This window comes from Adlercreutzia sp. CNCM I-6215 (genome assembly GCF_977072315.1).
This window is the reverse complement of the sequence record NZ_CDRVMA010000002.1, coordinates 222557-244173: the sequence shown is the minus strand read 5'-3', so window position 1 is coordinate 244173 and position 21617 is coordinate 222557. Positions and strand designations below refer to the sequence as shown.

20 protein-coding genes, 1 tRNA gene and 1 other RNA gene are annotated in these 21617 nt (G+C 66.6%); 17 read left to right on the top strand and 5 right to left on the bottom strand.

Going from position 1 to position 21617, the window contains the following annotated elements:
- Positions 1-39: 39 nt before the first annotated feature.
- The gene (locus ACW4LP_RS02720; protein WP_455803450.1) at positions 40-591 is read right to left on the bottom strand and encodes a FumA C-terminus/TtdB family hydratase beta subunit; all 552 of its coding nucleotides are present in this window, start codon (positions 589-591) and stop codon (positions 40-42) included.
- 24 nt (positions 592-615) lie between these two features.
- Entirely contained in the window at positions 616-1470 is an 855-nt protein-coding gene (locus ACW4LP_RS02715) for a fumarate hydratase (RefSeq protein WP_237418851.1), read from the bottom strand.
- 532 nt (positions 1471-2002) lie between these two features.
- Here ACW4LP_RS02715 and ACW4LP_RS02710 point away from each other — a divergent pair.
- The 9 genes from ACW4LP_RS02710 (at position 2003) to ACW4LP_RS02670 (ending at position 12218) form a co-directional block, all read left to right on the top strand.
- A complete protein-coding gene (locus tag ACW4LP_RS02710) occupies positions 2003-3172 on the top strand; it encodes an NAD(P)-dependent malic enzyme (protein WP_237974356.1) in 1170 nt (389 codons plus the stop codon).
- 5 nt (positions 3173-3177) lie between these two features.
- Positions 3178-3924 carry a dTMP kinase gene (tmk, locus tag ACW4LP_RS02705; RefSeq protein WP_161127805.1) on the top strand — a complete coding sequence of 249 codons (747 nt, stop codon included), beginning with the start codon at positions 3178-3180 and terminating at the stop codon, positions 3922-3924.
- Positions 3917-5074: a DNA polymerase III subunit gene (locus ACW4LP_RS02700; protein ID WP_455803449.1), complete on the top strand. Its 1158-nt coding sequence runs from the start codon at positions 3917-3919 to the stop codon at positions 5072-5074. Before tmk ends, ACW4LP_RS02700 begins: the two co-directional genes overlap by 8 nt.
- Positions 5052-6632: a regulatory iron-sulfur-containing complex subunit RicT gene (ricT, locus tag ACW4LP_RS02695; RefSeq protein ID WP_161127803.1), complete on the top strand. Its 1581-nt coding sequence runs from the start codon at positions 5052-5054 to the stop codon at positions 6630-6632. The genes ACW4LP_RS02700 and ricT overlap by 23 nt, the downstream gene beginning before the upstream one ends.
- A 15-nt stretch (positions 6633-6647) precedes the next feature.
- Positions 6648-8102: a nicotinate phosphoribosyltransferase gene (locus ACW4LP_RS02690; protein ID WP_022740218.1), complete on the top strand. Its 1455-nt coding sequence runs from the start codon at positions 6648-6650 to the stop codon at positions 8100-8102.
- Between the two features lie 12 nt (positions 8103-8114).
- Entirely contained in the window at positions 8115-9041 is a 927-nt protein-coding gene (locus tag ACW4LP_RS02685; RefSeq protein WP_161127801.1) for a DegV family protein, read from the top strand.
- Positions 9041-10045 (top strand): NAD(P)-binding domain-containing protein, encoded by a 1005-nt coding sequence (locus ACW4LP_RS02680; RefSeq protein WP_455803448.1) that lies wholly within the window; start codon positions 9041-9043, stop codon positions 10043-10045. Before ACW4LP_RS02685 ends, ACW4LP_RS02680 begins: the two co-directional genes overlap by 1 nt.
- Positions 10046-10181: 136 nt before the next feature.
- A complete protein-coding gene (locus ACW4LP_RS02675) occupies positions 10182-11120 on the top strand; it encodes a radical SAM protein (RefSeq protein WP_455803457.1) in 939 nt (312 codons plus the stop codon).
- Between the two features lie 195 nt (positions 11121-11315).
- Positions 11316-12218: a DegV family protein gene (locus tag ACW4LP_RS02670; RefSeq protein WP_418379807.1), complete on the top strand. Its 903-nt coding sequence runs from the start codon at positions 11316-11318 to the stop codon at positions 12216-12218.
- Between the two features lie 51 nt (positions 12219-12269).
- Here the strand turns inward: ACW4LP_RS02670 and ACW4LP_RS02665 are convergent, their stop codons facing one another.
- From ACW4LP_RS02665 to ACW4LP_RS02655, 3 genes are all read right to left on the bottom strand, one after another.
- The gene (locus ACW4LP_RS02665) at positions 12270-13217 is read right to left on the bottom strand and encodes a TIGR03915 family putative DNA repair protein (RefSeq protein WP_418379806.1); all 948 of its coding nucleotides are present in this window, start codon (positions 13215-13217) and stop codon (positions 12270-12272) included.
- Between the two features lie 9 nt (positions 13218-13226).
- On the bottom strand, positions 13227-14744 hold the full coding sequence (locus ACW4LP_RS02660; protein WP_455803447.1) for a putative DNA modification/repair radical SAM protein: 1518 nt from the start codon (positions 14742-14744) through the stop codon (positions 13227-13229).
- Between the two features lie 236 nt (positions 14745-14980).
- A complete protein-coding gene (locus tag ACW4LP_RS02655; protein ID WP_114548716.1) occupies positions 14981-15829 on the bottom strand; it encodes an Rpn family recombination-promoting nuclease/putative transposase in 849 nt (282 codons plus the stop codon).
- Positions 15830-16035: 206 nt separating this feature from the next.
- Between ACW4LP_RS02655 and pyrE the strand changes: the two genes are divergently transcribed.
- The 8 genes from pyrE to ssrA all read left to right on the top strand — a co-directional run bounded on the left by pyrE (position 16036) and on the right by ssrA (position 21609).
- Complete coding sequence (pyrE, locus tag ACW4LP_RS02650; RefSeq protein ID WP_161127796.1) at positions 16036-16719, top strand: orotate phosphoribosyltransferase; 684 nt, start codon at positions 16036-16038, stop codon at positions 16717-16719.
- 100 nt (positions 16720-16819) lie between these two features.
- Positions 16820-16894, top strand: a tRNA-Thr gene (locus ACW4LP_RS02645).
- A gap of 371 nt (positions 16895-17265) precedes the next feature.
- A complete protein-coding gene (locus tag ACW4LP_RS02640) occupies positions 17266-17562 on the top strand; it encodes a hypothetical protein (RefSeq protein ID WP_022740210.1) in 297 nt (98 codons plus the stop codon).
- Position 17563: 1 nt separating this feature from the next.
- Positions 17564-18733: a M42 family metallopeptidase gene (locus ACW4LP_RS02635; RefSeq protein WP_161127795.1), complete on the top strand. Its 1170-nt coding sequence runs from the start codon at positions 17564-17566 to the stop codon at positions 18731-18733.
- 5 nt (positions 18734-18738) lie between these two features.
- Positions 18739-19206 carry an SsrA-binding protein SmpB gene (gene smpB / locus ACW4LP_RS02630; protein WP_022740208.1) on the top strand — a complete coding sequence of 156 codons (468 nt, stop codon included), beginning with the start codon at positions 18739-18741 and terminating at the stop codon, positions 19204-19206.
- A gap of 216 nt (positions 19207-19422) precedes the next feature.
- Positions 19423-20055 carry a hypothetical protein gene (locus tag ACW4LP_RS02625; RefSeq protein WP_114540611.1) on the top strand — a complete coding sequence of 211 codons (633 nt, stop codon included), beginning with the start codon at positions 19423-19425 and terminating at the stop codon, positions 20053-20055.
- Positions 20056-20180: 125 nt separating this feature from the next.
- Positions 20181-21134 (top strand): choloylglycine hydrolase, encoded by a 954-nt coding sequence (gene bsh, locus ACW4LP_RS02620; RefSeq protein ID WP_455803446.1) that lies wholly within the window; start codon positions 20181-20183, stop codon positions 21132-21134.
- A 96-nt stretch (positions 21135-21230) separates the two neighbouring features.
- Positions 21231-21609: a transfer-messenger RNA gene (ssrA, locus tag ACW4LP_RS02615) on the top strand.
- Positions 21610-21617 lie beyond the last annotated feature (8 nt).

The following is a 21617-nucleotide window of genomic DNA, read 5'->3' as shown; positions in this document are numbered from 1 at the left end:
TTGGTTTGATTTAAGTCGAGCAGTGCTGAATTGTCGAGCTTATTGGGCGGCGGCTTCTATCTTGCGGTAGAGGTCGCCGCCTTTGGTGTCGACGGCGACGTAGACGGGGAAGTCCTTCAGGGTGAGCTTGCGCAGAGCCTCGGTGCCGAGGTCTTCCCAGCCGACAAGTTCGCTTTCGGTGACGGATTTCGCTAGAAGCGCGGCGATGCCGCCCACGGTGCAGAGGTAGACGCTGCCGGTTTCCTGGCAGGAGCGCACGACTTCGGGGCTGCGCTTGCCCTTGCCGATGGCGGCGACGATGCCGGCCTCGAAGAGCGCCGGCGTGGCGAAATCCATGCGGCTGGCGGTGGTGGGGCCGACCGAGCCCAAGGGGCGCCCGGCCGCCGCGGGGGTGGGGCCGGCGTAGAAGAGGGTGGCACCTTCCAGATCGAAGGGGAGGTGGCCAGTGTCTTCCAAGCATCGCAGGGCGCGCTCGTGGCCGGCGTCGCGCATGGTGTAGACGGGGCCCGAGAGCAGTACCTCGTCGCCGACCTGGAGGTCGGCGAGGTCCGCGCGGGCCAGCGGCAAGGTGAGGGAGACGGTTTTCGCCATGGGGAGTCCTTTCGGGGTGGTACGCTAAACGAGCTTGACGGACGCACTGCGCATGGCGCAGCAGCCCATGTTCACGGCAACGGGCAGGGCGGCGATGTGGCAGGGGGCCGTCTCCAGGTGCACGGCCAGGGCCGTGGGGGCGCCCCCCAGGGCCGCAGGACCGATGCCGAGCGCGTTCACCTCCGCCAGCAGCTCTTCTTCAAAGGCCGCCGCCTCGGCGCTTGCGGCCGGGCCGCCCACCTCGCGCAGAAGGGCGTGCTTGGCGAGTCCCGCCACCTTGTCGAAGGTGGCGCCCACCCCCAGCCCGATGACGAGCGGCGGGCAGGCGTTGGCCGCCTTCTCGCGCACGCAATCGAGGACCACCCGGCGCACGCCGTTAGCGCCGGCGCCCGGGGGCAGCATGACCACGCGGGAGGCGTTGTCGGAGCCGCCGCCCTTCAGCAGCACGTGCAGGGTGGCGCTGGTGCCGGGCACGAGTTTCAGCTCGCAGAAGGCGGGCGTGTTGTCGCCGGTGTTGGCGCGGTCGAACAGGGCGTCGCGCACAAGGGACATGCGCAGGTGGCCGTCGGTGTAGGCGCGGGCCACCGCGTCGTTCACGCGGCTGAAGATGTTGCCGGGCACGCTGAGCTTTTCGCCGACTTCCAAACACACCCACACGCTGCCGGTGTCCTGGCAGATGGGCACGCCGTCGGTCACGCCGATGCGGGCGTTTTCCAGGATGCGGTCGAGCACGCCCGCTTCCCGGCTCTCCGGCACCGCCTCCTCGCGCGCCGCTTCCACGGCTCTTTGGAAGTCGGGCCGCAACGTGACGGCGCACTGGCGAATGGCGTCGTAAACCGCCTCGCCCACCGTCTCGGCGTTAAGGCGTTCGGTAACCAATGGCTGTCGGGGGCACCTTTCGTGGGACACGTTTTCGCCAGTAGGCATTTCGCCTATGGCCATCGTTTCGGGGGTCTCTTCGTTCACGGACGCCTCCATCCAATAGTCGGGCCTGTTTGGAGTAAGAATTTCGAGTTGTTAGAGTTTCCTTGGAGGATATTCTCAGATTTTCCGGGTAATTAGGTCGTTTTCTTCCCAATATAGCTCAAAGCGGAGGTCGCCAAGGGGGCGAAAGTCTAACAAGTCGAATTTTTTGCCCAAATGCGGCCTTGGGATTGGTTGGAAAGGTTTTGCGGATGCGAGAGGTGAGAGGTTGGTGTTGGGGGGGGCACAAGGGTGGGGGGGGCGAAGCGCGCGCGACTGGTGGGATGCGACAGGGAAGGGCGCGATACACAAGTCTGGCTTAGGGGTCGAAACTTGTGCGGCGGGTGGAACTTGTGCGCAGGGGAGGGGCGAGCGGGGGTACGCGGGCGGGGAGGGGGTACAATAGACAGGTTTACACGGGAGAAATCGTTCTAAGGACTTGGAACCTATGGATATCGCAGCGGAATCGCTCGCCAAGCACGCCGAGTGGCGCGGCAAGCTCGCCTTCGATCCGAAGATGGACATCGCCACGCGCCACGATCTGGCCGTGGCCTACACCCCCGGGGTCGCCGAGCCCTGCAAGGTCATCGCCGAGAACCCCGAGGCGGCCTACGACTATACGCTGAAGGCGAACACGGTGGCCGTCGTCTCCGACGGCAGCGCTGTTCTGGGGCTGGGCAACATCGGCCCTGCCGCCGCCATGCCGGTCATGGAGGGCAAGGCAGCCCTGTTCAAGGCCTTTGGCGGCGTGGACGCGTTCCCCATCTGCCTGGATACCCAGGACACCGACGAGATCATCGAGACGGTCATCCGCATCGCCCCGGCCTTCGGCGGCATCAACCTGGAGGACATCGCCGCCCCCCGCTGCTTCGAGATCGAGGCGCGGCTGAACGACGCGCTGGACATCCCGGTCTTCCACGACGACCAGCACGGCACGGCCATCGTGGTGCTCTCGGGCATCATCAACGCGCTGCGCCTTGTGGGCAAGGACAAAGCGTCGGTGCGCGTGGTCGTCAACGGCGCGGGCTCGGCGGGCATCGCCATCGCCAAGCTGCTTCTGTCCTACGGCTTCGCGCGCGTGACCATGTGCGACATCCGCGGCATCTTGAGCTCCTCCTACGAGGGGATGAATCCGGCCCAAGAGGCCATGCTGGCCGTCACGAACCTGGAGGACAAATCCGGCACGCTCGCCGACGCCATGGAAGGCGCCGACATCGTCATCGGGGTTTCGGCTCCCGGCGTCATCACGCCCGACATGGTCGCCTCCATGGCCGACGACGCCATCGTGTTCGCCATGGCCAACCCCACTCCCGAGATCTTCCCCGATAAGGCCCGCGCCGCCGGGGCGCGCGTGGTGGGCACCGGACGGTCGGACTTCCCGAACCAGGTGAACAACGTCATCGCCTTCCCCGGCATCTTCAAGGGGGCGCTGCAGGCCCGGGCCGAGCGCATCACCGAGCCCATGAAGCTGGCTGCTGCCGAGGCTTTGGCCGCGCTCGTCTCCGACGAGGAGCTCTCTGAGGAGTTCATCATGCCCGACCCCTTCGACCCGCGCGTGGCCGACGCCGTGGCCGACGCCGTGCGCGCGTGCGCCGCCGCCGAGCGGGAAGGGGCCTAGCAGCTGTGGCAGCACCCGCGAACACGGGCGTCTTCGTCACCTTCGAGGGGGGCGACGGCGCCGGCAAGTCGACGCAGATACGCTTCCTCGCCCGACTTCTGGAAGATGCCGGTCGCGAGGTGGTGCGTCTGCGCGAGCCCGGCGGCACCGCCGTGGGGGAGGCTCTGCGCGCCGTCGTGCTCGATCCGGCCCATGAGGCCATGAGCGACCGCGCCGAGCTGCTCATCTACGAGGCGGCCCGGGCCCAGATCGTCGACGAGGTCATCCGTCCGGCGCTCGGGCGCGGGGCGGTGGTTCTGTGCGACAGGTTCTACGACTCCACCGTGGCCTACCAGGGCTGCGGGCGGGGGCTCGACGGCGCCTTCATCGACGCGGCGAACCGGTTCGCCTGCGACGGGGTGGTGCCGGATGCCACGGTGCTTTTGGTGGCCCCCGCCTCGGCCGTGCGCTCGCGCATGGGGCGCCGCGAGGGGGCCGACCGCCTGGAGCTGGCCGGCGACGCCTTCCACAGCCGGGTGGCCGTGGGCTTCGAGCAGATCGCCGAGGCCGACCCGGCCCGGGTGAGGACGGTGCTCTCGCGGGTGCACCGCGCCGACACGTTCCGCGCCGTGCTGGAGGCGGTATCGCCCGTGCTACCGGAGGCCGCCGCGGCGCTGGCCGGCGGGGCGGATCTGGATGCCCTCGTCTCACGGGAGATGGCGGCCAAGCGCGCCGAGAAGGAAGCGAAGGCGAAGGAGGGCGCCCGTGGCTGACGCCTTCGAGAACATTCTGGGACAGCCCAAGGTGCGCGAGTTTCTGCGCGCCTCGGTGGTCTCGGAGCGGGTGACCCAGGCCTATCTGTTCGTGGGGCCGGCCGGCTCCAACAAGACCCAGGCCGCCTATGCGCTCGCCCAGGCACTCATGTGCCCGAAGGGGCCCCGCGGGCCGCGGGGCGGTTCCTGCGGCGCCTGCGACCGCTGCGGGCGCATTCTGCGGCGCAAGCATCCCGACGTGCGCTATTTCGCCCCGGCCGGCGCGAACGGGTATCTGGTGGAACAGGTGCGCGAGATCGTGGCCGACACGGCGCTCTCTCCCATTCAGGCCGACAAGAAGATCTACATTCTGGATCGCGTGGACCAGCTGGGCGCGAGCGCCGCCAACGCGTTCTTAAAGACGCTGGAGGAGCCGGCCGACGACGTGGTGATGATCCTTCTGGGTCGCACCCGCGAGTCGGTGCTGCCCACTATCGTCTCCCGCTGCCAGGTGGTGCCCTTCCGCCACATTCCCGCCTCGGAGGCCGCGGGCATCGTGGCCCAGAACACCGGCGCCGATCCCGCCCAGGCGCGCCAGGCCATCGAGGCCTGCGGCGGCTCCATCACCTCGGCCGTGGCGTTTCTGCGGGCGCCGGGAAGCGAGCGCCTCGCCTTCCGGACGCGGCTCTTCTCCGATTTGGCCATGCTTCAGCGCGCCGACGACTGGGATGTGGTGGAGATGGCCCGCGCGCTCGTGGAGGCGTCGAAGGCGCCGCTCGACGAGGTGCGCGCCTCTCAAGAGGAGGAGCTTGCCGAGAACGCCGACTTTCTCGCGAAATCTGCCATCCGCCAGATAGAGGCGCGCAACAAGCGCCAGCTGTCGGCGAAGACCTCCGAGTATCTGCACCAGACGACGGCCATGGTTCGCTCGTGGCTGCGCGACGGGCTCATGGTGGCCTGCGGGACGCCGGAGCTGGTCATCAACACCGATGTGCGCGATTCGCTGGTCGCGCTGTTCTCCGGCGCCGATGCGGCGGTCATCGCCGCAGCTTGCTCCAAGGTGGACGAGTGCGAGCGGGCGCTGGCCTATAATGTATCCCCAGAAACGTGCTTGGACACGTTGCTGTTCGACGTAAGAGAGGTTGTTCATGGTTCGGGTCGCACCGATTAACTTGACCTTCAACCCCCGGACGCTATGGTTCGATCCGGGCGATTTGGATATAGAGAAGGACATGCCCGTGGTGGTGCGCACCGCCCGGGGCACCGAGTTCGGCATCGCCGCGAGCGAGGTCATCGAGGTGTCCGAGGAGCAGGTGCGCGCGCTGAAGAGCGCCCTGCGCCCCGTGGAGCGCATCGCGACCGAGGAGGACATCGAGCAGGCGGCCGAGATGGAGCGCGCTTCCGCCGAGGCCCTGCCGGTGTTCAAGGAGATGGCCCGGGAGTACCACGAGGACATGCACCCGGTGTCCGTGGAATTTCTGCTCGACGGCGACAAGGCCGTCTTCTACTTCGAGGCCGAGGAGCGCATCGACTTCCGCGAGCTGGTACGCAAGCTGGCGGCCCGCTTCCACGTGCGCATCGACATGCGTCAGATCGGCGTGCGCGACGAGGCCCGCATGGTGGGCGGCATCGGGCACTGCGGCCAGGAGCTGTGCTGCAAGCGGCTCGGCGGCGAGTTCTGCCCCGTGTCCATTCGCATGGCCAAGGAGCAGGGGCTCTCGCTGAACCCCCAGAAGATCTCGGGGCTGTGCGGGCGCCTCATGTGCTGTCTGCGCTACGAGTTCGACGCCTACAAGGACTTCAAGGGCCGCGCTCCCAAGCTGAACGCCACGGTGCAGACGCCGGCCGGGCCTGCCAAGGTGGTCGATCACGACGTGCCGCGGGAGATCGTGTCGCTGAAGGTGGAGGGGGAAAAGCCCGTGAAGGTGCCCCTGTCCGACTTCGATCCGGCGCCCGAGGGTGCTACGCGGCCCAATGCCGTGGGGGAGGAGGCTTGGGAAGAGGCGACGAGCGATCGCGGGCTCATCGGCGGCGAGGCGCTCATCTTCTCGACGAGCCAGTTCACCGGGGCCGACAAGCTGGCCGAGGGCGCCAAGGTGCGCCATACCGGCGGATCGCGCAAAGGATCGGGCGAGGCGGGGCGCTCGCGCCGCAGCGGCTCCGAGGGCCGCGGGCGCGGCAGCTCGCGCTCGGCGGGGGCGCCGACGGCGTCTCCGGCCCCGGCCGCCCCGCCCCGCAAGCGCCGCCGTTCCACGAAGCTGTCGGCGGCCGACGACGGGCGCGGTTTGGAGCGCGTGTCCACCTCCCGCGAGGAGGGCGCGCGCGGCGAGGGAGCCGCATCGCCGAAGCCGCGCCGTCAGCGCTCCGGGACGGCCTCGCGGCCCAAGGACGGGGCGCGACCCAAGGACGGCGGGCGCAGCCAGAGCGGCCAGGGCGGCCAGGGGAAAGCGCAAAGGGCCAAGGGCTCCCAGGGCCGCTCTCGCTCCGGCCAGGGCGACGGCAAGTCCAAGGGCGCCTCGCCGCGGCCGGGCCAGAAATCCTCGGGGCTGCGGGCCGAGCAGGGTAGTGCGTCCCGGGGCGAGGGCGCCAAGGCGGACGGGGGCGCTTCCAAGCCCCGGCGCCGGCGCCGCTCCCGCAAGCCCAAGGCCGACGGCGGCGCGGGCGCGGGCGCGGGCTCGGGCTCGGGCCAGCAGCCCGGCGGCAACGGCGGCAACGGCACCGGAAACTAGGGAGGCACCTCACTCATGAACGTGGACTACGCCCTGCTCACCGATCTGTACCAGATCACCATGGCCCAGGGCTACTGGGACGCCGAGAAAGCGGGCGAGGAGGCCTGCTTCACCATGTACTTCCGCGACTACCCCTTCAAGGGGGGCTACGCGGTGGCCTGCGGCATGGCCCAGCTGGCCGACCTGGTGGAGACGTTCCGCTTCAGCGAGGAGGACATCGCCTATCTGGCCTCGCTGGACGCCCCGGCCGGCGGCCCCTTGTTCGATCCGGCCTTCCTGGAGTATCTGCGCGATCTGCGCCTGTCGGTGGATATCGACGCGGTGCCCGAGGGCACGATCGTGTTCCCCCACGAGCCGCTCGTGCGGGTCACCGGCCCCATCATGCAGTGCCAGCTCATCGAGACGGCGCTGTTGAACATGGTGAACTTCCAAACGCTCATCGCCACCAAGGCCGCCCGTGTGTGCCGCGCCGCCAAGGGGCGCCCCGTGGCGGAGTTCGGCCTGCGTCGGGCCCAGGGCCTAGGCGGCGTGTGGGCATCGCGCGCGGCGGTGGTGGGCGGCTGCGCCTCAACCTCGAACGTGCTGGCCGGCAAGCTCTTCAACATCCCGGTCTCGGGCACTCACGCCCATTCTTGGGTCATGTCCTTCGATGACGAGCTTACCGCCTTCCGCGAGTACGCCCGCATCTTCCCGAACAACTGCATCCTTCTGGTGGATACCTACGATGTGGAGCAGGGCATCAGGAACGCCATCACCGTGGGCCTGGAAATGCGCGAGCGCGGCGAGCGCCTGGCCGGCATCCGCATCGACTCGGGCGACCTGTCGTGGCTCTCGAAGATGGCCCGGCGCATGCTGGATGAGGCGGGGCTTACCGATTGCGGCATCGTGCTCTCGAACGATCTGGACGAGTACACCATCCAGTCGATGCTGGAGGAGGGGGCCGACGTCATGTCCTTCGGCGTGGGCACGAAGCTGGCGAGCGCCTATGACCAGCCGACTCTGGGCGGCGTCTACAAGCTGGCCGCGGTTCGCGCGGGCGAGGATGCCCCTTGGACGGCGCGGCTGAAGATCTCCGAGTCGGCCGCCAAGCTCACCACCCCGGGCGTGCTCGACGTGCGCCGGTACTACCAGTCCGACGGCCGCATCGCTGGCGACATGGTCTTCGATGTGAACGAGACGCCGGATGCGCGGGAGGTCATCGTGGACCCCATGGACGATTTGCGCCAGAAGAACCTCTCGGGCCTGCGCTTCGAGACACTGCTGCGTCCTTTGGCCCGTGCCGGCAAGGTGGTGCTCGCGCCGGAGGACCGCAGCGCCATGGCCGCCCGCGCCCGCGCTTGTGTTGGTTTGGAAACCCTTGACGAAACTCAGTTGCGTATGCTGAACCCCCACACCTATCCTGTTGGTCTGGAGCTGGGCCTCAACGAGCGCCGCCGGGCGCTGGTGGCCGAGCTGCGACATATTTTATAGAGAGGACGCTCTATGGCGAAATGCCACCTGATCATCGATTCCTGCTGCGATCTGCCCGCCTCGGTGGTGCGGCGCCCAGGCGTCACGCTCATGAAGTTCCCCTACACCGTCGACGGGGGCACCTTCGAGGATGACCTGTTCGAGTCCGTGTCGGCCGAGGCCTTCTACGGGGCCATGCGCAAGGGCGCCGAGCCCTCGACGGCCCAGGTGACGCTGCAGACGCTCACCGACACGTTCACGGCGGCGGCCGAGGAGGGGACGCCGGCGGTGTACCTGGCGTTCTCCAGCGGGCTGTCCGCCTCTTTCGACGCCGCCTGCGTCGTGCGCGACCAGGTTCTCGCCGAGCACCCGGACTTCGAGCTGCACATCGTGGACACCCATTTGGCCAGCGTGGCCGAGGGGCTGCTCGTCTACGAGGCGCTGGTGCAGCACGAGAAGGGCATGTCGGCCGCCGAGCTGGCCGCTTGGGCCGAGGAGGCCCGCTGCTTCGTGAACGAGGAGTTCATGGTGGACGACCTGGAGGCCTTGCGCCGCGGCGGCCGCATTCCCGCCTCGGTTGCCGTGGCCGGTGCCGCCCTGGATGTGAAGCCGCTGCTCGTCATTGCCGAGGACGGGACGCTGTCGTTGGTCGGCGTGGCCCGGGGGCGCAAGAAGGGCATCAGGCAGCTGGCGGAGTACTACAAGAAGAACGTCGACGACGCCGGTCAGGCCCATGTCGCCATTGTGGGCCACGCCGACTGCCCCAAAGATGCCGCGCGTTTGAAGGAGGCCCTGGAAAAGGAGGCGCCCGGGCTTTTGTGTCTGGTGTGCAACATCGGGCCGGTCATCGGGTCTCATGTGGGCACCGATATGCTGGCCGTGGTGTTCTGGGGCCATGACAAGCGCGAGAACCTGTCCGTGGCCGATCGCATCGCCCGCAAGGTGAAGGGAGACAAGTAATGGCGAAGTCGTACGCCTACGTGGGAGCCCCGTCGTTCATCGGGGCCGTGGAGGGGCGCCTGGCCGACGCCGGCTTCTCCCGAGTGTCCGATGTCGCCTCGGCGGACATCGTGGTGACGTTCGCCACCTCCGGATCGGCGCTGGAGGACTTGTACTTCGGCGACGAGGGGCTCGTCACGACGGCGGCCCAGGGATCCACGCTGGTGGACTTGTCGGCCGCCACGCCGAACTTCGCCCGTGAGATCAACGCCGTGGCGACGGTGAACGACCTGGTCATGGTAGAGGCGCCGGCGACGGTGCGCTCGCTGGTGGCCGCCGATGCCTTCGCCCGCGAGAACCTTCTGGGGCCGGTGGCCACCGAAGCCGAGCTGACCGATGAGGTTCGCCGGCTTCTGGACGCCATCTTCGGGGAAGTGGTGGAAGTGGGGGCACCGGGCCGCGCGCAGCTTCTGCGCAACACCCACACGCTGCCCTTGGCCGCCGATCTGGTGAGCGCCATCGAGGCCGTGGCCTTGGACGATGCCTCGGCTCGCTCGGTGGGGGCGCTGGACGCCGACCAGATTCCGCTGTTCAGCCCCGTCTCCGCCGATCCCGTGGTGCAGGCCGTGCGCCAGCAGCGCTACACCGGCGACTACACGGCCGAGATGCTTCTGGCCGAGCTGTCCGCGGCGCTCATGGCCGCCGACGACGCCGAGGTGATTTTGCCCGGCGTGGAGGCGACCATGCACCTGCTGGAGCTTCTGGTGGTCATCGGGGGCGCCGATATGGCGCCGGCGGCGCTGTCGCTGGTGTACCAGGACGAGGCGGCCGGGGCCCGGGCCGGGCTCGATTGGACGCGCGCCGAAGTGGCCTATGGGCACCCTGCCTCCGAGGAGGACGAGGACTGGAGCGCCTACGACGACGAGGACGGCTGCGGCCACGACCACTTCCGCGAGGATCACGACTACGACGACTATGACGACTTCGCCCCGTACAACGACGACTTCGATTACAGCTCCAATTAGCTGTGACTCGCCAGGGTCGGGGCTGCGGGATACCTTGATTCGCTCAGACAGTCCTCGCTCGGCGGAAATGCCCACCGGGCATTTCCGTTCGCTGCGGAACTCGCTCGGTCAAGGCATCCCGCATCCCCTCTGCACGTTGCCATCGTCGTGCGAGTTATGCCCCCGGAGGTGCGGGGCCGATCGGGCGGCGGGGGAGCGCGGGGTTTGCGGAGCTGCGGGCGAGGTGCTCGTGGCCCGGGCGGCGCTGCACTTCTGGGAGGAGCCGCCGATCTCCGGCGAGGACGGCAGCGGCACCATCTTCTTCTCCGGCTGCCCTCTGCGCTGCGTCTACTGCCAGAACGCCTCTATCGCCCTGGGCGAGGCGGCCCGGGCGATCACCGTCGAGCGCCTTGCTGTCATTATGGGCGAGCTTGAGCGCGCCGGGGCGCTGAACATCAACTGCGTGACGCCGACGCACTTCGCGCCGCAGATCCGCGAGGCGGTTGCCCTGGCCCGCGAGCAGGGCGTGGTGCTCCCGGTGCTGTGGAACACAGGCGGCTACGAGACCGTGGAGGCAGTGCGCGACAATATCGGCTTCGTGGACGCCTACCTCACCGATTTCAAGTACGTCGACGGCGAGCTGGCGGCGCGCTACTCCCGTGCCGCCGACTATCCCGAGGTGGCTCTTGCGGCCCTGAAGGCGATGGTCGAGGCGACGGGTGCCCCGCGCTACGATGGGTTCCGTGGCCAGGAGCGCCTCGTCTCCGGCGTGGTCGTCCGCCATCTCATGCTGCCCGGGGCCCTGGAGAACTCCAAGGCCGTGGTGAGGCTTCTCCACGAACGCTTTGGAGGCGATATTCGCCTGTCGCTCATGAACCAGTACACGCCGGTGATCGCCCGGGCCGCTGATGCGGGTGATGCGCGGGCCGCCGCGGCTCTGGTCGCGAGCCCCGAGCTGGGGCGCGCCGTGCCCGATTCCGAGTACGAGGAGCTGCTGGATTTCGCTGACGCGTTGGGAGTGGAGGACTACTTCTGGCAAGAAGGGGGAGCCGCCGAGGAGAGCTTCATCCCGGCTTTCGATTTCACGGGCGTGTAGCGCCTAGCTGCCAGCGGCATGCGGAAGTATTAGCCGACTTTTGGCTCAACGGTCGCATGAACTTCTCCTCTGCGCGCGTTTTCGACCGTGCACATGGTGTACGATAGCAAAAATGCCCCATCGCGGCCGCAGCGTCGCGATACGCCGTCGCGTGCGGCGCGGATGCCTTCGGGTGCCTCGCTGAAAGGAGAAGTCGTGGTCAAGATCGTCACCGATTCGGTCGCCTCTATCCCCGCCGAGGTGGTGCGGGCGCGCGATATCGAAGTCGTCTCGCTGTTCGTGAATCGGGATGGTCGTGAGTACCGCGAGGCCGACATGGACGTCGATGCGTTCTACGAGGATATCGCCGACATGATCGACAATCCGCCTACGTCGAGCCAGCCCTCGCAGCATGCGATGGAGACGATTTTCGAAAAGGCGGCGCAGGCGGCCGATGAGGTGCTCGGGGTTTTCATCTCGTCGAAGATGTCCGGAGCGTTCGAGGGGGCGGTGCGCAGCGCTCGGGCCTGCAAGGAGCGCTACAAGCAGTTCCGCTGCACACTGATCGACTCGACGTCGAACTGCGGCGACGAGATGTTCGCGGTGCTCGATGCATGCGATGCGCGCGATGCGGGCGGCGATCTGACGCGGTGCGCGCAGGCGGCGATTGATTCGGTCGTCTCGTCGCGGTTCATCTTCGCGCCGGAGAGCCTTGCTTTTTTGAAGGCGGGCGGTCGCATTGGAGGTGCGTCGGCGTTGCTCGGCGGTCTGCTGCAAATCTCCCCCGTGCTCACGGTGGCCGATTGGGAGACGGCTACGTTGGCGAAAGTGCGCACGTGGAAGAAGACGCTGGCGCGTATGGTCGATATCTTCAAGGAGGATATCGATGCGTGCGGACTCAAGCGCGTGGTGGTGCACTACATCGGATCGGCGGCCCCCGCCATCAAATGGGCGCGCGAGGCTATTGAGCCGGTGGTGGGACACGCGGTGGAGGTGCTGCCCGTCAGTCCGGTCATCGGCGTGCACGTGGGGCCGGCCGTGGGGATTGCCTACGAGTGCGAGCGTCCCGTGCCCGGCAAGCTGACCGCCCCGACCAGCGAGCTGGTATTCAGCTTGTAGGGCTGTCGTCGCACCGGCGGGGATGTTTGCGCGGCCGCGGCTCACCCGCGCTCAGCGTAGCGCGGTGCGCAGGGCGGCAGGGCTTTCCTGCAGCTCGGTGAGGTTCTTCCAGAAGCGCTTGGGCATGAATTGACGGCGCAGCTCCGGGTGGTAGCGGGCGTCGATGGAGACGCTTTTGTAGAAGGTGCGCCAGGCCTCGCTCATGAGGGCCTCGTCGGCGGTGCGGTCGGGCAGCGCCCGTTCCAAGTCGCCGGCGCCCTCGGTGTTCACCAGCTGCCAGTCGCCGCCGTCGTAGACGCCGGCGAGATGGTGCACCTCGTCGTAGATGATGAAGGGCTGCACGCCGAGCCGTTCCACGAAATGATCCATGATGAGCGGCACCACCGACGCCTTCGAGTTCACGCGGGCGAACCACACATCGGCTCCTTCGCCGGCGAGGTGCTGGAAGCGCACGAACTGGCGCATATGCTCGCATTCCTGACCGACCGAGCGCGAAATGCGGAAGAGCCGCTCTACTGCCGGGTGGGTGATGTCCGAGAAGGCGCGACCCCGCTGCTTGGGGCACGGCCCCATGCCGCCGCGGCCTGCGCAGGAGGCGCGCTTGCGGCAGTGCTCGCATGCGCGATGCTTCTGCTCGTCGATGGCATAGCGCACGAAGCGGTAGACCGCCGTGCCCGCATCCGGCTCGTCCGAGCAAGCGGCGCGGGTCACCGCCAGGGCTGCCGCGCGGCCGCACTGGCGGCGCAGGGTGCTCATGACGCGCAGGGCCCGGTCCTGGTCGGTGGGGATGAGCGCCACGCGCTGGCCGAGACGGGGCTGCAGGCGCTCTTCCGGCGCGACATCGGTGGGACGCTCGTGGCGCTCGTAGGCGGCGAAGACGGCCGAGAGCAGCCCTTCCAGGGAGCCGTCGTAGGCGTAGGCCACCTCGTCGTAGATGTCGGGAGGAGGGGAGGGCGTCGCAGGGGCGCCCTCCGCGTATGCGTTCGGGATATGCTTCATGGCGCCCACCTAGGCCACCGAGAGCAGCGGGCTGTCGAGCGTTTTGCGGCCGTCGGCGATCGAGCGCTCTGCGACCGATGCCGGCTCGGTTGCGGCCGCTTGCCGCCCGGTCGCCGTCCCGGCCGCCTCAAGGGCCCGGCGCTGGGCGGCGAAGGCGACCTCGCGGGCGGTTGCCGCATCGGGGCTCGCCTCGGGCAGTACGGGCGGTGCCTCCACGGTTTCGAAGAGGATCATCTGGCCAGCTGGGGCGCGGTCGGCGCGGCGCCCATGGCGACCGCCGTCGATAGGGGCCGAAAGCCGCGCGTGCAGGGCCTCGCGTGAGAAATCGACTCCCGATCCGCCCCAGGCGCCGTTCACGGTGATGAAGTAGCGGGCCCGCTTGTAGGCGATGCCGAGCTTTCTCAGCTCCGCCTCGCCGAGGGTGGACTGCCGTCGTGCCCGACAGATGAGCTTCGCCCCGCGCACGCCGATGCCGGGCACGCGCAGAAGGGCCTCCAAAGGCGCGCTGTTCACCTCCACGGGAAAGAAGTCCAGGTGGTTCAGAGCCCAGTTCGCCTTCGGATCGACATCGGGGGCGAGGAAGGGGTTCTCCTCGTCGATGATCTCGCTCACGTTGAAGCCGTAGAAGCGCAAGAGCCAGTCGGCCTGGTAGAGGCGGTGCTCGCGGTTCAGCTGCACGGCGTCGGTGGCGGGCAGGAGCGGGTCGGACACGACGGGGAGGTAGGCGCTGAAGAACACGCGCTTCAGCGACAGGTGGGTGTACAGGGCCGCCGACAGGTTCAGGATCTGGTAGTCGCTTTCCGGGGTGGCTCCGACGATCATCTGGGTGGACTGGCCCGCCGGCGCGAAGGCCCGTGCCTTCCGGGCGTTCTTCTTCGTCAGGTATACCGTAGTGCGCTTCTTCGCCAGCGAGCGCGATTCCGCATCGTCGGCGATGGAGTCGCAGATATGCCGCATGGGGGCCAGGATGGACGCACGCGACTTGTTGGGGGCCAAAAGCCCCAGGCTCTGCCGGCTCGGCAGCTCCAGATTCACCGAGAGACGGTCGGACAGGTGCCCCAGCTCGTCGATGAGCTCCACCGAGGTGCCGGGGATGGCCTTGGTGTGGATGTAGCCGCGAAAGCCGTACTCCTCCCGCAGGATGCGCAGGGCCTCGATCATGAGCTCGGTGGTGCGGTCGGGGCATCCGGCGACACCGGAGGAGAGGAACAGCCCCTCGATGTAGTTGCGGCGGTAGAAGCCGATGGTGAGGTCGGCCAACTCGCGAGGCGTAAATGCGGCTCGGGGTGCCTCGGCGTTGCTCGCGCGGTTCACGCAGTAGCAGCAATCGTAGACGCAGACGTTGGTCATGAGCACCTTGAGCAGCGTGACGCAGCGCCCGTCCGGCGTGAACGAATGGCAGCATCCCGCCTGGGTGGCCGCGCCCAGCTGTCCGGCCTTGCCCGCGCGCTGAACCCCGGAGGAGGTGCAAGCCACGTCGTACTTCGCCGCATCGGCCAGAATCTCCAGCTTCTCGATGACGTTCACCGCGCAACCCCTTCCAACCGCCAGACATCTTCCCGCCGCTAACACCAAACGAGCACACTTGTTCGCCCGAATGAATGTACGCTATACTACCCGAATAGATGTTCGCGTGTCAATGGGCGGAACATCGCCGGTTTGCTTGCGGCGTATGTCTTCTGGGGTCGGGAGAGGAGTGTGGCGGCGAGGGGGCTTGCGAAGGGGGAGACTTCGTTGTCGTCGGTTCGCGATTGCTCCTGCTTCTACGAGTCAAGCTCCTCGAGCAACCCCTCACGGTATTCCGCATCGGTCGCCGCACGGCGGGCGTCCTCGAAGCGGCCGGCATCCATAAGCTGAGCTATCAGCTTTCCAAGTTGGTCGGCTCCTTCCGCCCGTCCCGCGGCCCTACCCTCGGCTCTGCCCTCGGCAAGCCCCTCCTCACGACCCTTCTTCTGCAGGAGGCGGCCTTGGGCGCGCATATCCTCTTCCAGCGTCAGCATGACAAGAGACTCCTCTCTCCATGGAGCGTCTTCGTTGGCGGCCTCCACGGCGGCCGCGAGGTCGGCGGTAAGGCCGTCGCCTCCGACCTCCTCGGTGGCGACGTACCGAAGTAAACCACGAAGCGGCCCGTCTGGCAACATCTCCCAAGCGGAGGCGTTGAGCACGACCCATCTGAAGCCGTGCCCGAGTACCACGGATCCGCTCTCATCGCATATCATGTCGAAGGTGTAGACGGGGAGCCCCTCCTTGAACTCGTCGTGTAGGCAGATGAAAACGATAAAGCTCTCGGGCAAACTGTCGTAGGTGGCTCCCGGGCGCAGCATCGCAGTGTCCATGGCGCTCTGGTAGTAGCGCATGCGTCGACCCAGGCCCTCGCGGGAGTAGGTCTGCATCTCCACGTCGTAGAGCGCGTCCGAGGTGCGAACCCAGGCGTCGAGGCGCACTCCGTGGGAGCCGACGCGGGGCTGCAGGGTGCGCTCGGCGACGACGTTGCGTACCTCGTCCACGGGCACACCGAGGGCCGTCTCCAGCACTCGGCGGCACAGATCGGGGCGCTCCTCCATGATCCTGTCAAACATGGGGTACTCGCTGAACAGAAGGTTTCTCGACATCTAGGCCGTCCTTTCACCGGGGGTTTGGATCGTGCCATGCTACGCGATCCGAACCGCAGAAATGACGCGGGAATGTCCCGGTTCGTTCCCCGCGCCAACCGTGCTGGAGCCGCACTTTGATCGATTCGGGGAAACCGACGAGGAAATCGGGTATCATGGTGCCCATAGGAAACATGAGGGAACTCCTCACGGATGAAAGGGCGGCTATGGAGGCTTACAAGCGCGAGTTCATCGAGTTCATGGTTCAGAGCGACGTGCTGAAGTTCGGCGATTTCACGCTGAAGAGCGGGCGCAAGTCGCCGTTCTTCATGAATGCGGGCGCCTATGTGACCGGCGAGCAGCTGCATCGGCTGGGTCTGTACTACGCCCAGGCCATCAACGACAATTTCGGGCTGGACTTCGATGTGGTGTTCGGGCCAGCCTACAAGGGCATCCCCTTGGCGGTGGTGACGGCCATGGCGCTTCAGGAGCTGTACGGCAAGGAGGTAAAGTACTGCTGCAACCGCAAGGAAGTGAAGGACCACGGCGCCGACGCGGGCAACCTGCTCGGCGCGGAGCTTCACGACGGCGACAAGGTCATCATGGTGGAGGACGTCACCACTTCGGGCAAGTCCATCGACGAGACCTACCCCATCTTGAAGGCCGCTGCCGATGTGGATGTGCGCGGGCTCATCGTGTCGCTCAACCGCATGGAGGTGGGGAAGGGCGGCGTCACCACGGCCCAGAAGGAGATCGAGGCGAAGTACGGCTTCCCGGTGGCTTCCATCGTGTCCATGGCCGAGGTGAAGGAGTGCCTGCACAACCACGAGGTGGCCGGGCGCATCGTGATCGACGACGATATCGCGGCCGCCATCGACGCCTACTACGAGCAGTGGGGCGCCAAGGAGTAGGGAATCTGCGGTTGCAACTTCCCTAAATCGGAGCGTTGTCGTACAATGGGCCGACGCGGAACGGCATCGATGGGGAGGGTCGGCCGTTCACGCGCTCGTCGCCGGTGTGGCTCAACGGTAGAGCAACTGATTTGTAATCAGTGGGTTGCGGGTTCGATTCCTGTCACCGGCTCCATGTTTTACCAGGTCAGAGGTTTATAGCCTCTGGCCTTTTCTCTTTTTTGGACACTGAAGATACTGTTTGGTATCCAACGGTGCCCAGGCTGGTGGCCGGTCGTCTCCAGATGTTTTTCCGATTCTGCCTTCGAAATGCCACTTTGGCCTAGAAATGGTTGATGGACAAGAGACGGTTTGTACATTTCGGGGCTGAAATGGCAGAAAAGTGCCAGTTGAAGATAGAAATGTACAAGACGTGGAAAATGGGGCGCACATTTCGGGGTCGAAGTGGCATTTACCTGGCAGAATCTGGCGTCCGGGCCATCCACGAAGTTCGTGCGCTCTGCTATCATGGCTCGGGAACGTTTGAGAAAGGAAGCGCGCGAGTTTATGGCAACGTACATCGCCCATTATCAGTCGCCGAAGGGTTCCTACGAGAGGGAGCGCGGGCTGTTCGAGTTCGAGAGCGACGCGCGGGCCGGCACCAAGGCCAACGCCCACGACGCGCGCATGAAGATGCTAGAGCTGTTCGGCGCGAGCGCGGTGTCGTGGACCATCGAGAAGGTGGAGCGCGCCGGCGCCGCTCCCGCCGAGAAGCGGGAGAAGACCACCGACGGCCAGCTGGCGCTGGACTTCCGCCCTCCCAAGCCCGAGCGCAAGCGCAAGCATTCGAAAGGATATTGGTGATATGAAGAAGAAGCACCTGAAATTTCTGAAGCAGCTGGTGGAGACTCCCTCGCCGACGGGCTTCGAGGAACCGGCGGCGTCTCTCGTGCGCGAGAGGCTCGCCGATGTGGCCGACGAAGTGGCCACCGACACCATGGGCTCGGTGCGCGCGGTACTCGAGGGCCGCGACGCCGGTGCGCCCTCGCTCATGCTGGCGGCCCATATGGACGAGATCGGCCTCATGGTCACCTACATCTCCGACGAGGGCTTCCTCTCCGTGGCCTCTTTGGGCGGCGTGGACGCGGCCATCCTGCCCGGCATGCGGGTCGACGTGCACACCGCTTCTGGCACCCTCCGCGGCATCGTGGGCCGCAAGCCCATCCACCTCATCGAGCCGGACGAGCGCAAGACGGTGACGCCGCTCTCCTCCCTCGTTATCGATTTGGGCATGAAGCCCAAGCGCGTGAAGAAGCTTGTGCGGGTGGGCGACCCCATCACGTTCGGCGTCGGATTCGAGCGGTTCGGCGACGACATGGCCGTCTCGAAGTGCTTCGATGACAAGTGCGGCGTGTGGATCGCCTGTCGCGTCATGGAGAAGCTGGCCCGCGCCGGCCGCGCCCCGGGCGACTTCATCGCCGTAGCCACCACTCAGGAGGAGATCGGCACCCGCGGCGCCATGACAAGCGCCCATGCCGTGAATCCGGACGTGGCGCTCGCCTTCGACGTCACCCATGCCACGGACTACCCGGGCATCGACAAAACGAAGTACGGAAAGATCGTCTGCGGGGCGGGCCCGGTTATCGCGCGGGGGCCGAACATCAACCCCGTGGTGTTCGAGCGCCTCGTGGCCGCTGCCGAGGCGGAGGGCATTCCGTACCAGCTGGAGGCCGAGCCGTCGGTCACCGGTACCGACGCTCGGGCCATTCAGGTGACGCGCGGGGGCATTCCCACAGGCCTCATCTCCGTGCCGCTGCGCTACATGCATACTCCCACCGAGGTCATCTGCCTGCGCGATTTGGAGGCCACGGTGCGCCTCATCACCCGCTTCGCACAAGACCTCGCCCCCGACACGAGCTTCGTGCCGGGGCTGGGCGGCGCGGTGACCGAGAATGCGGAAGGGAAGGCCGCCGGCGCCGATGCCGATGCCGATGCCGATGCGTCCGACGCTTCCGCCGCACCCGAGGAGGCGTGAGGGCCGTGCCGAAGCGCGAGGAGAAGACCATCGCGAAGAACCGCCGGGCCTTCCACGACTACGAGATCTTGGAGACCTACGAGGCCGGCATCGAGCTGACGGGCACCGAGGTGCGCTCGCTGCGGGAGAACAACTGCCAGCTCACCGATTGCTTCGCCCTCATTCGGAACGGCGAGGTGTGGCTCAACAACGTGCACATCTCGCCGTACTCCAATGGCAGCATCTTCAACCCCGACCCCGACCGGCGCCGGAAGCTCCTGCTGCACAAGAAGCAGATTCGCTACCTGGACGCGAAGGTGGCCGAGAAGGGCCTGGCCATCGTGCCCTTGAAGATGTACTTCAACGAGGACGGCCGGGTGAAGGTGGAGCTGGCGCTGGCCCGGGGCAAGAAGCTCTACGACAAGCGCGCCTCCATGAAGGAGCGCGACACCAAGCGCGAGATCGACCGCGCGCTGAAGGAGCGCGTTCGCTAGGCCGGGGTCTGCGGGGCTGCGCCGCGCGCCGGCGTTCGGTTGCGCCACCGCCTTCGCTCGGTGTCTGCGGGCTGCACGACCGGCGTCGCGCCTTGGCACGTTCACGCTCGGTCAACGAAACGGCGCGGGAGGGCCACGGCGCGGGAAGTCGTGGCATCATAGGTTCGGCGGGCGAGGTCGCCCGCGCACGTACATCACGAGGTTAGGAGTCTGGCAATGGGTCTTGACGAAGAGCTTGAGAGCATGGAAGAGGTCGGCGAGACCGATGCCGAGTGGACCGACCAGGAAACAGAGCTGGAAGACGCCGAGGACGACGAGGACGCCCTCTTCGACGCCGATGAGGAGGATGCCGCCGAAAGCGACTTGGAGCACGCCTACGACAGCTTCATGACCGACAACGAGGCCGACTACGACGGCTGGGATCCCGACGAGGTGCCCGAGGCCATCCAGGCCGAGGAGGACGCCGACATCCTGCACTCGGAGGGCTATCACATCGAGGAGGAGCCCGAAGAGGAGAGCGAAGTCATCGAGATGGAGATCGAGGACGGCGATGTCTATGCGGTGATCGTCGACGAGCACGACAACGAGATCGGCTTCATCTTGCTCGACGAGGACGGCAACGAGCAGGAGTACTACTACGTCGCCGAGGACAACGACGGCGACGGCGTGCGCGTGGAGCGCACCTCGGACGGCGATGAGTTCGACCTCGGCATCAGCCGCGAGGGCGTGGCCGCCGCCACCAGGGACGTGAACGCCATCTACAAGGACGGCGTTCAGGTGGCCGCCGAGCTGAAGAGCACCTTCGACGAGATCTCCGATTCGCTGAGTTTCCTTAAGAAGAAAAAGTAACGGCGACAAGGCGCTGTCGAAACGACAACGGAGACGGCCCGCATCGGCGAACGTCGGTCATCGGGGCCTACCATGAATGGGAGCGATCGGTTGGGTCGCTCCCATTTCGTCGTTAGGAGATCATTATGTGCACGGGCGTTCGTTTTGCCGATGCAGCCGGCAACTTGTATTTCGGCCGCAACCTCGATTGGTGCGAGAGCTACGGCGAGGGCGTGGTCATCACCCCGCGAGGGGCGTCTATCCCCACGCAGTTCCTTGGTTCGCTGAGTCCCGAGCATGCCTGCGTGGGCATGGGCATCGTCGTGGGCGGCGTGCCGTGCTACTTCGATTGCGCCAACGAGGCGGGACTCGCCATCGCCGGCCTTAACTTCCCCGGCTACGCCCAGTTCGCCGAAGCTCCCGAAAAGGGAGCGGTGAACGTGGCGGCCTACGAGTTCCCTCTGTGGGTGGCGGCGAGCTTCTCCACGGTGGCCGAGGTGCGCAAGGCGCTTAAGGACGTTGTCATCGTGGCCAAGGCGCCCAGCGAGGGCTATGGCGTGGCCCAGCTGCACTGGCTGGTAGGCGATGGGAAGGAGTCCATCGTCATCGAATGCCAAGCCGACGGCATGCACGTGTACGACGACGGGCTGGACGTGCTTACCAACCAGCCGCCCTTCCCCTGGCATACCGAGAATGTGCGTAACTATATGCACATCGAGACCGCGCATCCCGAGCCGGTTGCGTGGACGCGCGACACCCTGCGCGCGTTCGGCAGCGGCGCGGGCATGATCGGGTTCCCGGGCGGCTACGATCCGGCCAGCCGCTTCGTGCGGGCCGCCTTCCTGAATGCGCATTATCCCGCAGAAGAGGGGGAGGCCGCCAATGTGACGCGCCTGTTCCGCACGCTTGAGGGCGCGTCCATGTGCAAGGGCGGCGCGCAGATGGCCGACGATCGCTTCGAGTACACGATGTTCTCCGACGGCTACTCGGCGGCCACCAAGACCTATTACTGGTGCACCTACGACGAGCCGGCGCGCCAGAGCGTGTGCTTGGACGATTACGACCTGAGCGGCGCCGAGCTCATCCGCGTGGCGGCCTAGCGCCGCGGCGGCTCGGGCGTGTCGGGCTGACGGGGCCGATGGTGCGGCTCTTGACAGGAGCGGCGCGCCCGCTAGAATAAATCGACAACCCTTAAAGGGGGCGACTGGTTTCGACATGGTAAGTTCGAAACGAGGAGCAGGCCGTGGTCTCCTCGCCACGCTAAACAGGGGTACCGTCAAGTTAATTGGCAAAAACACTTCTAAGACCGGCTACTACATGCCGGCCGCCATGGCTGCCTAACAGCAGTTCTGGTGATCACCGACCCCGGTGTTTCCCCGAACCGGGCAAGGTGTCATTTGAGGGGAATGCCCCGCGGCACGTAGTCGGTATGGCCGCTGGAAAGACGGAACCGACTAGGAGCGGCCACGTTGGTCTGCGAACCGATCCGCTCCGAAGCCCGATCGCTGACTAAGCCTGTAGCGCCTTGTGGACAATTTAGTATGGACCGGAGTTCGATTCTCCGCGCCTCCACCAAGCTTTTC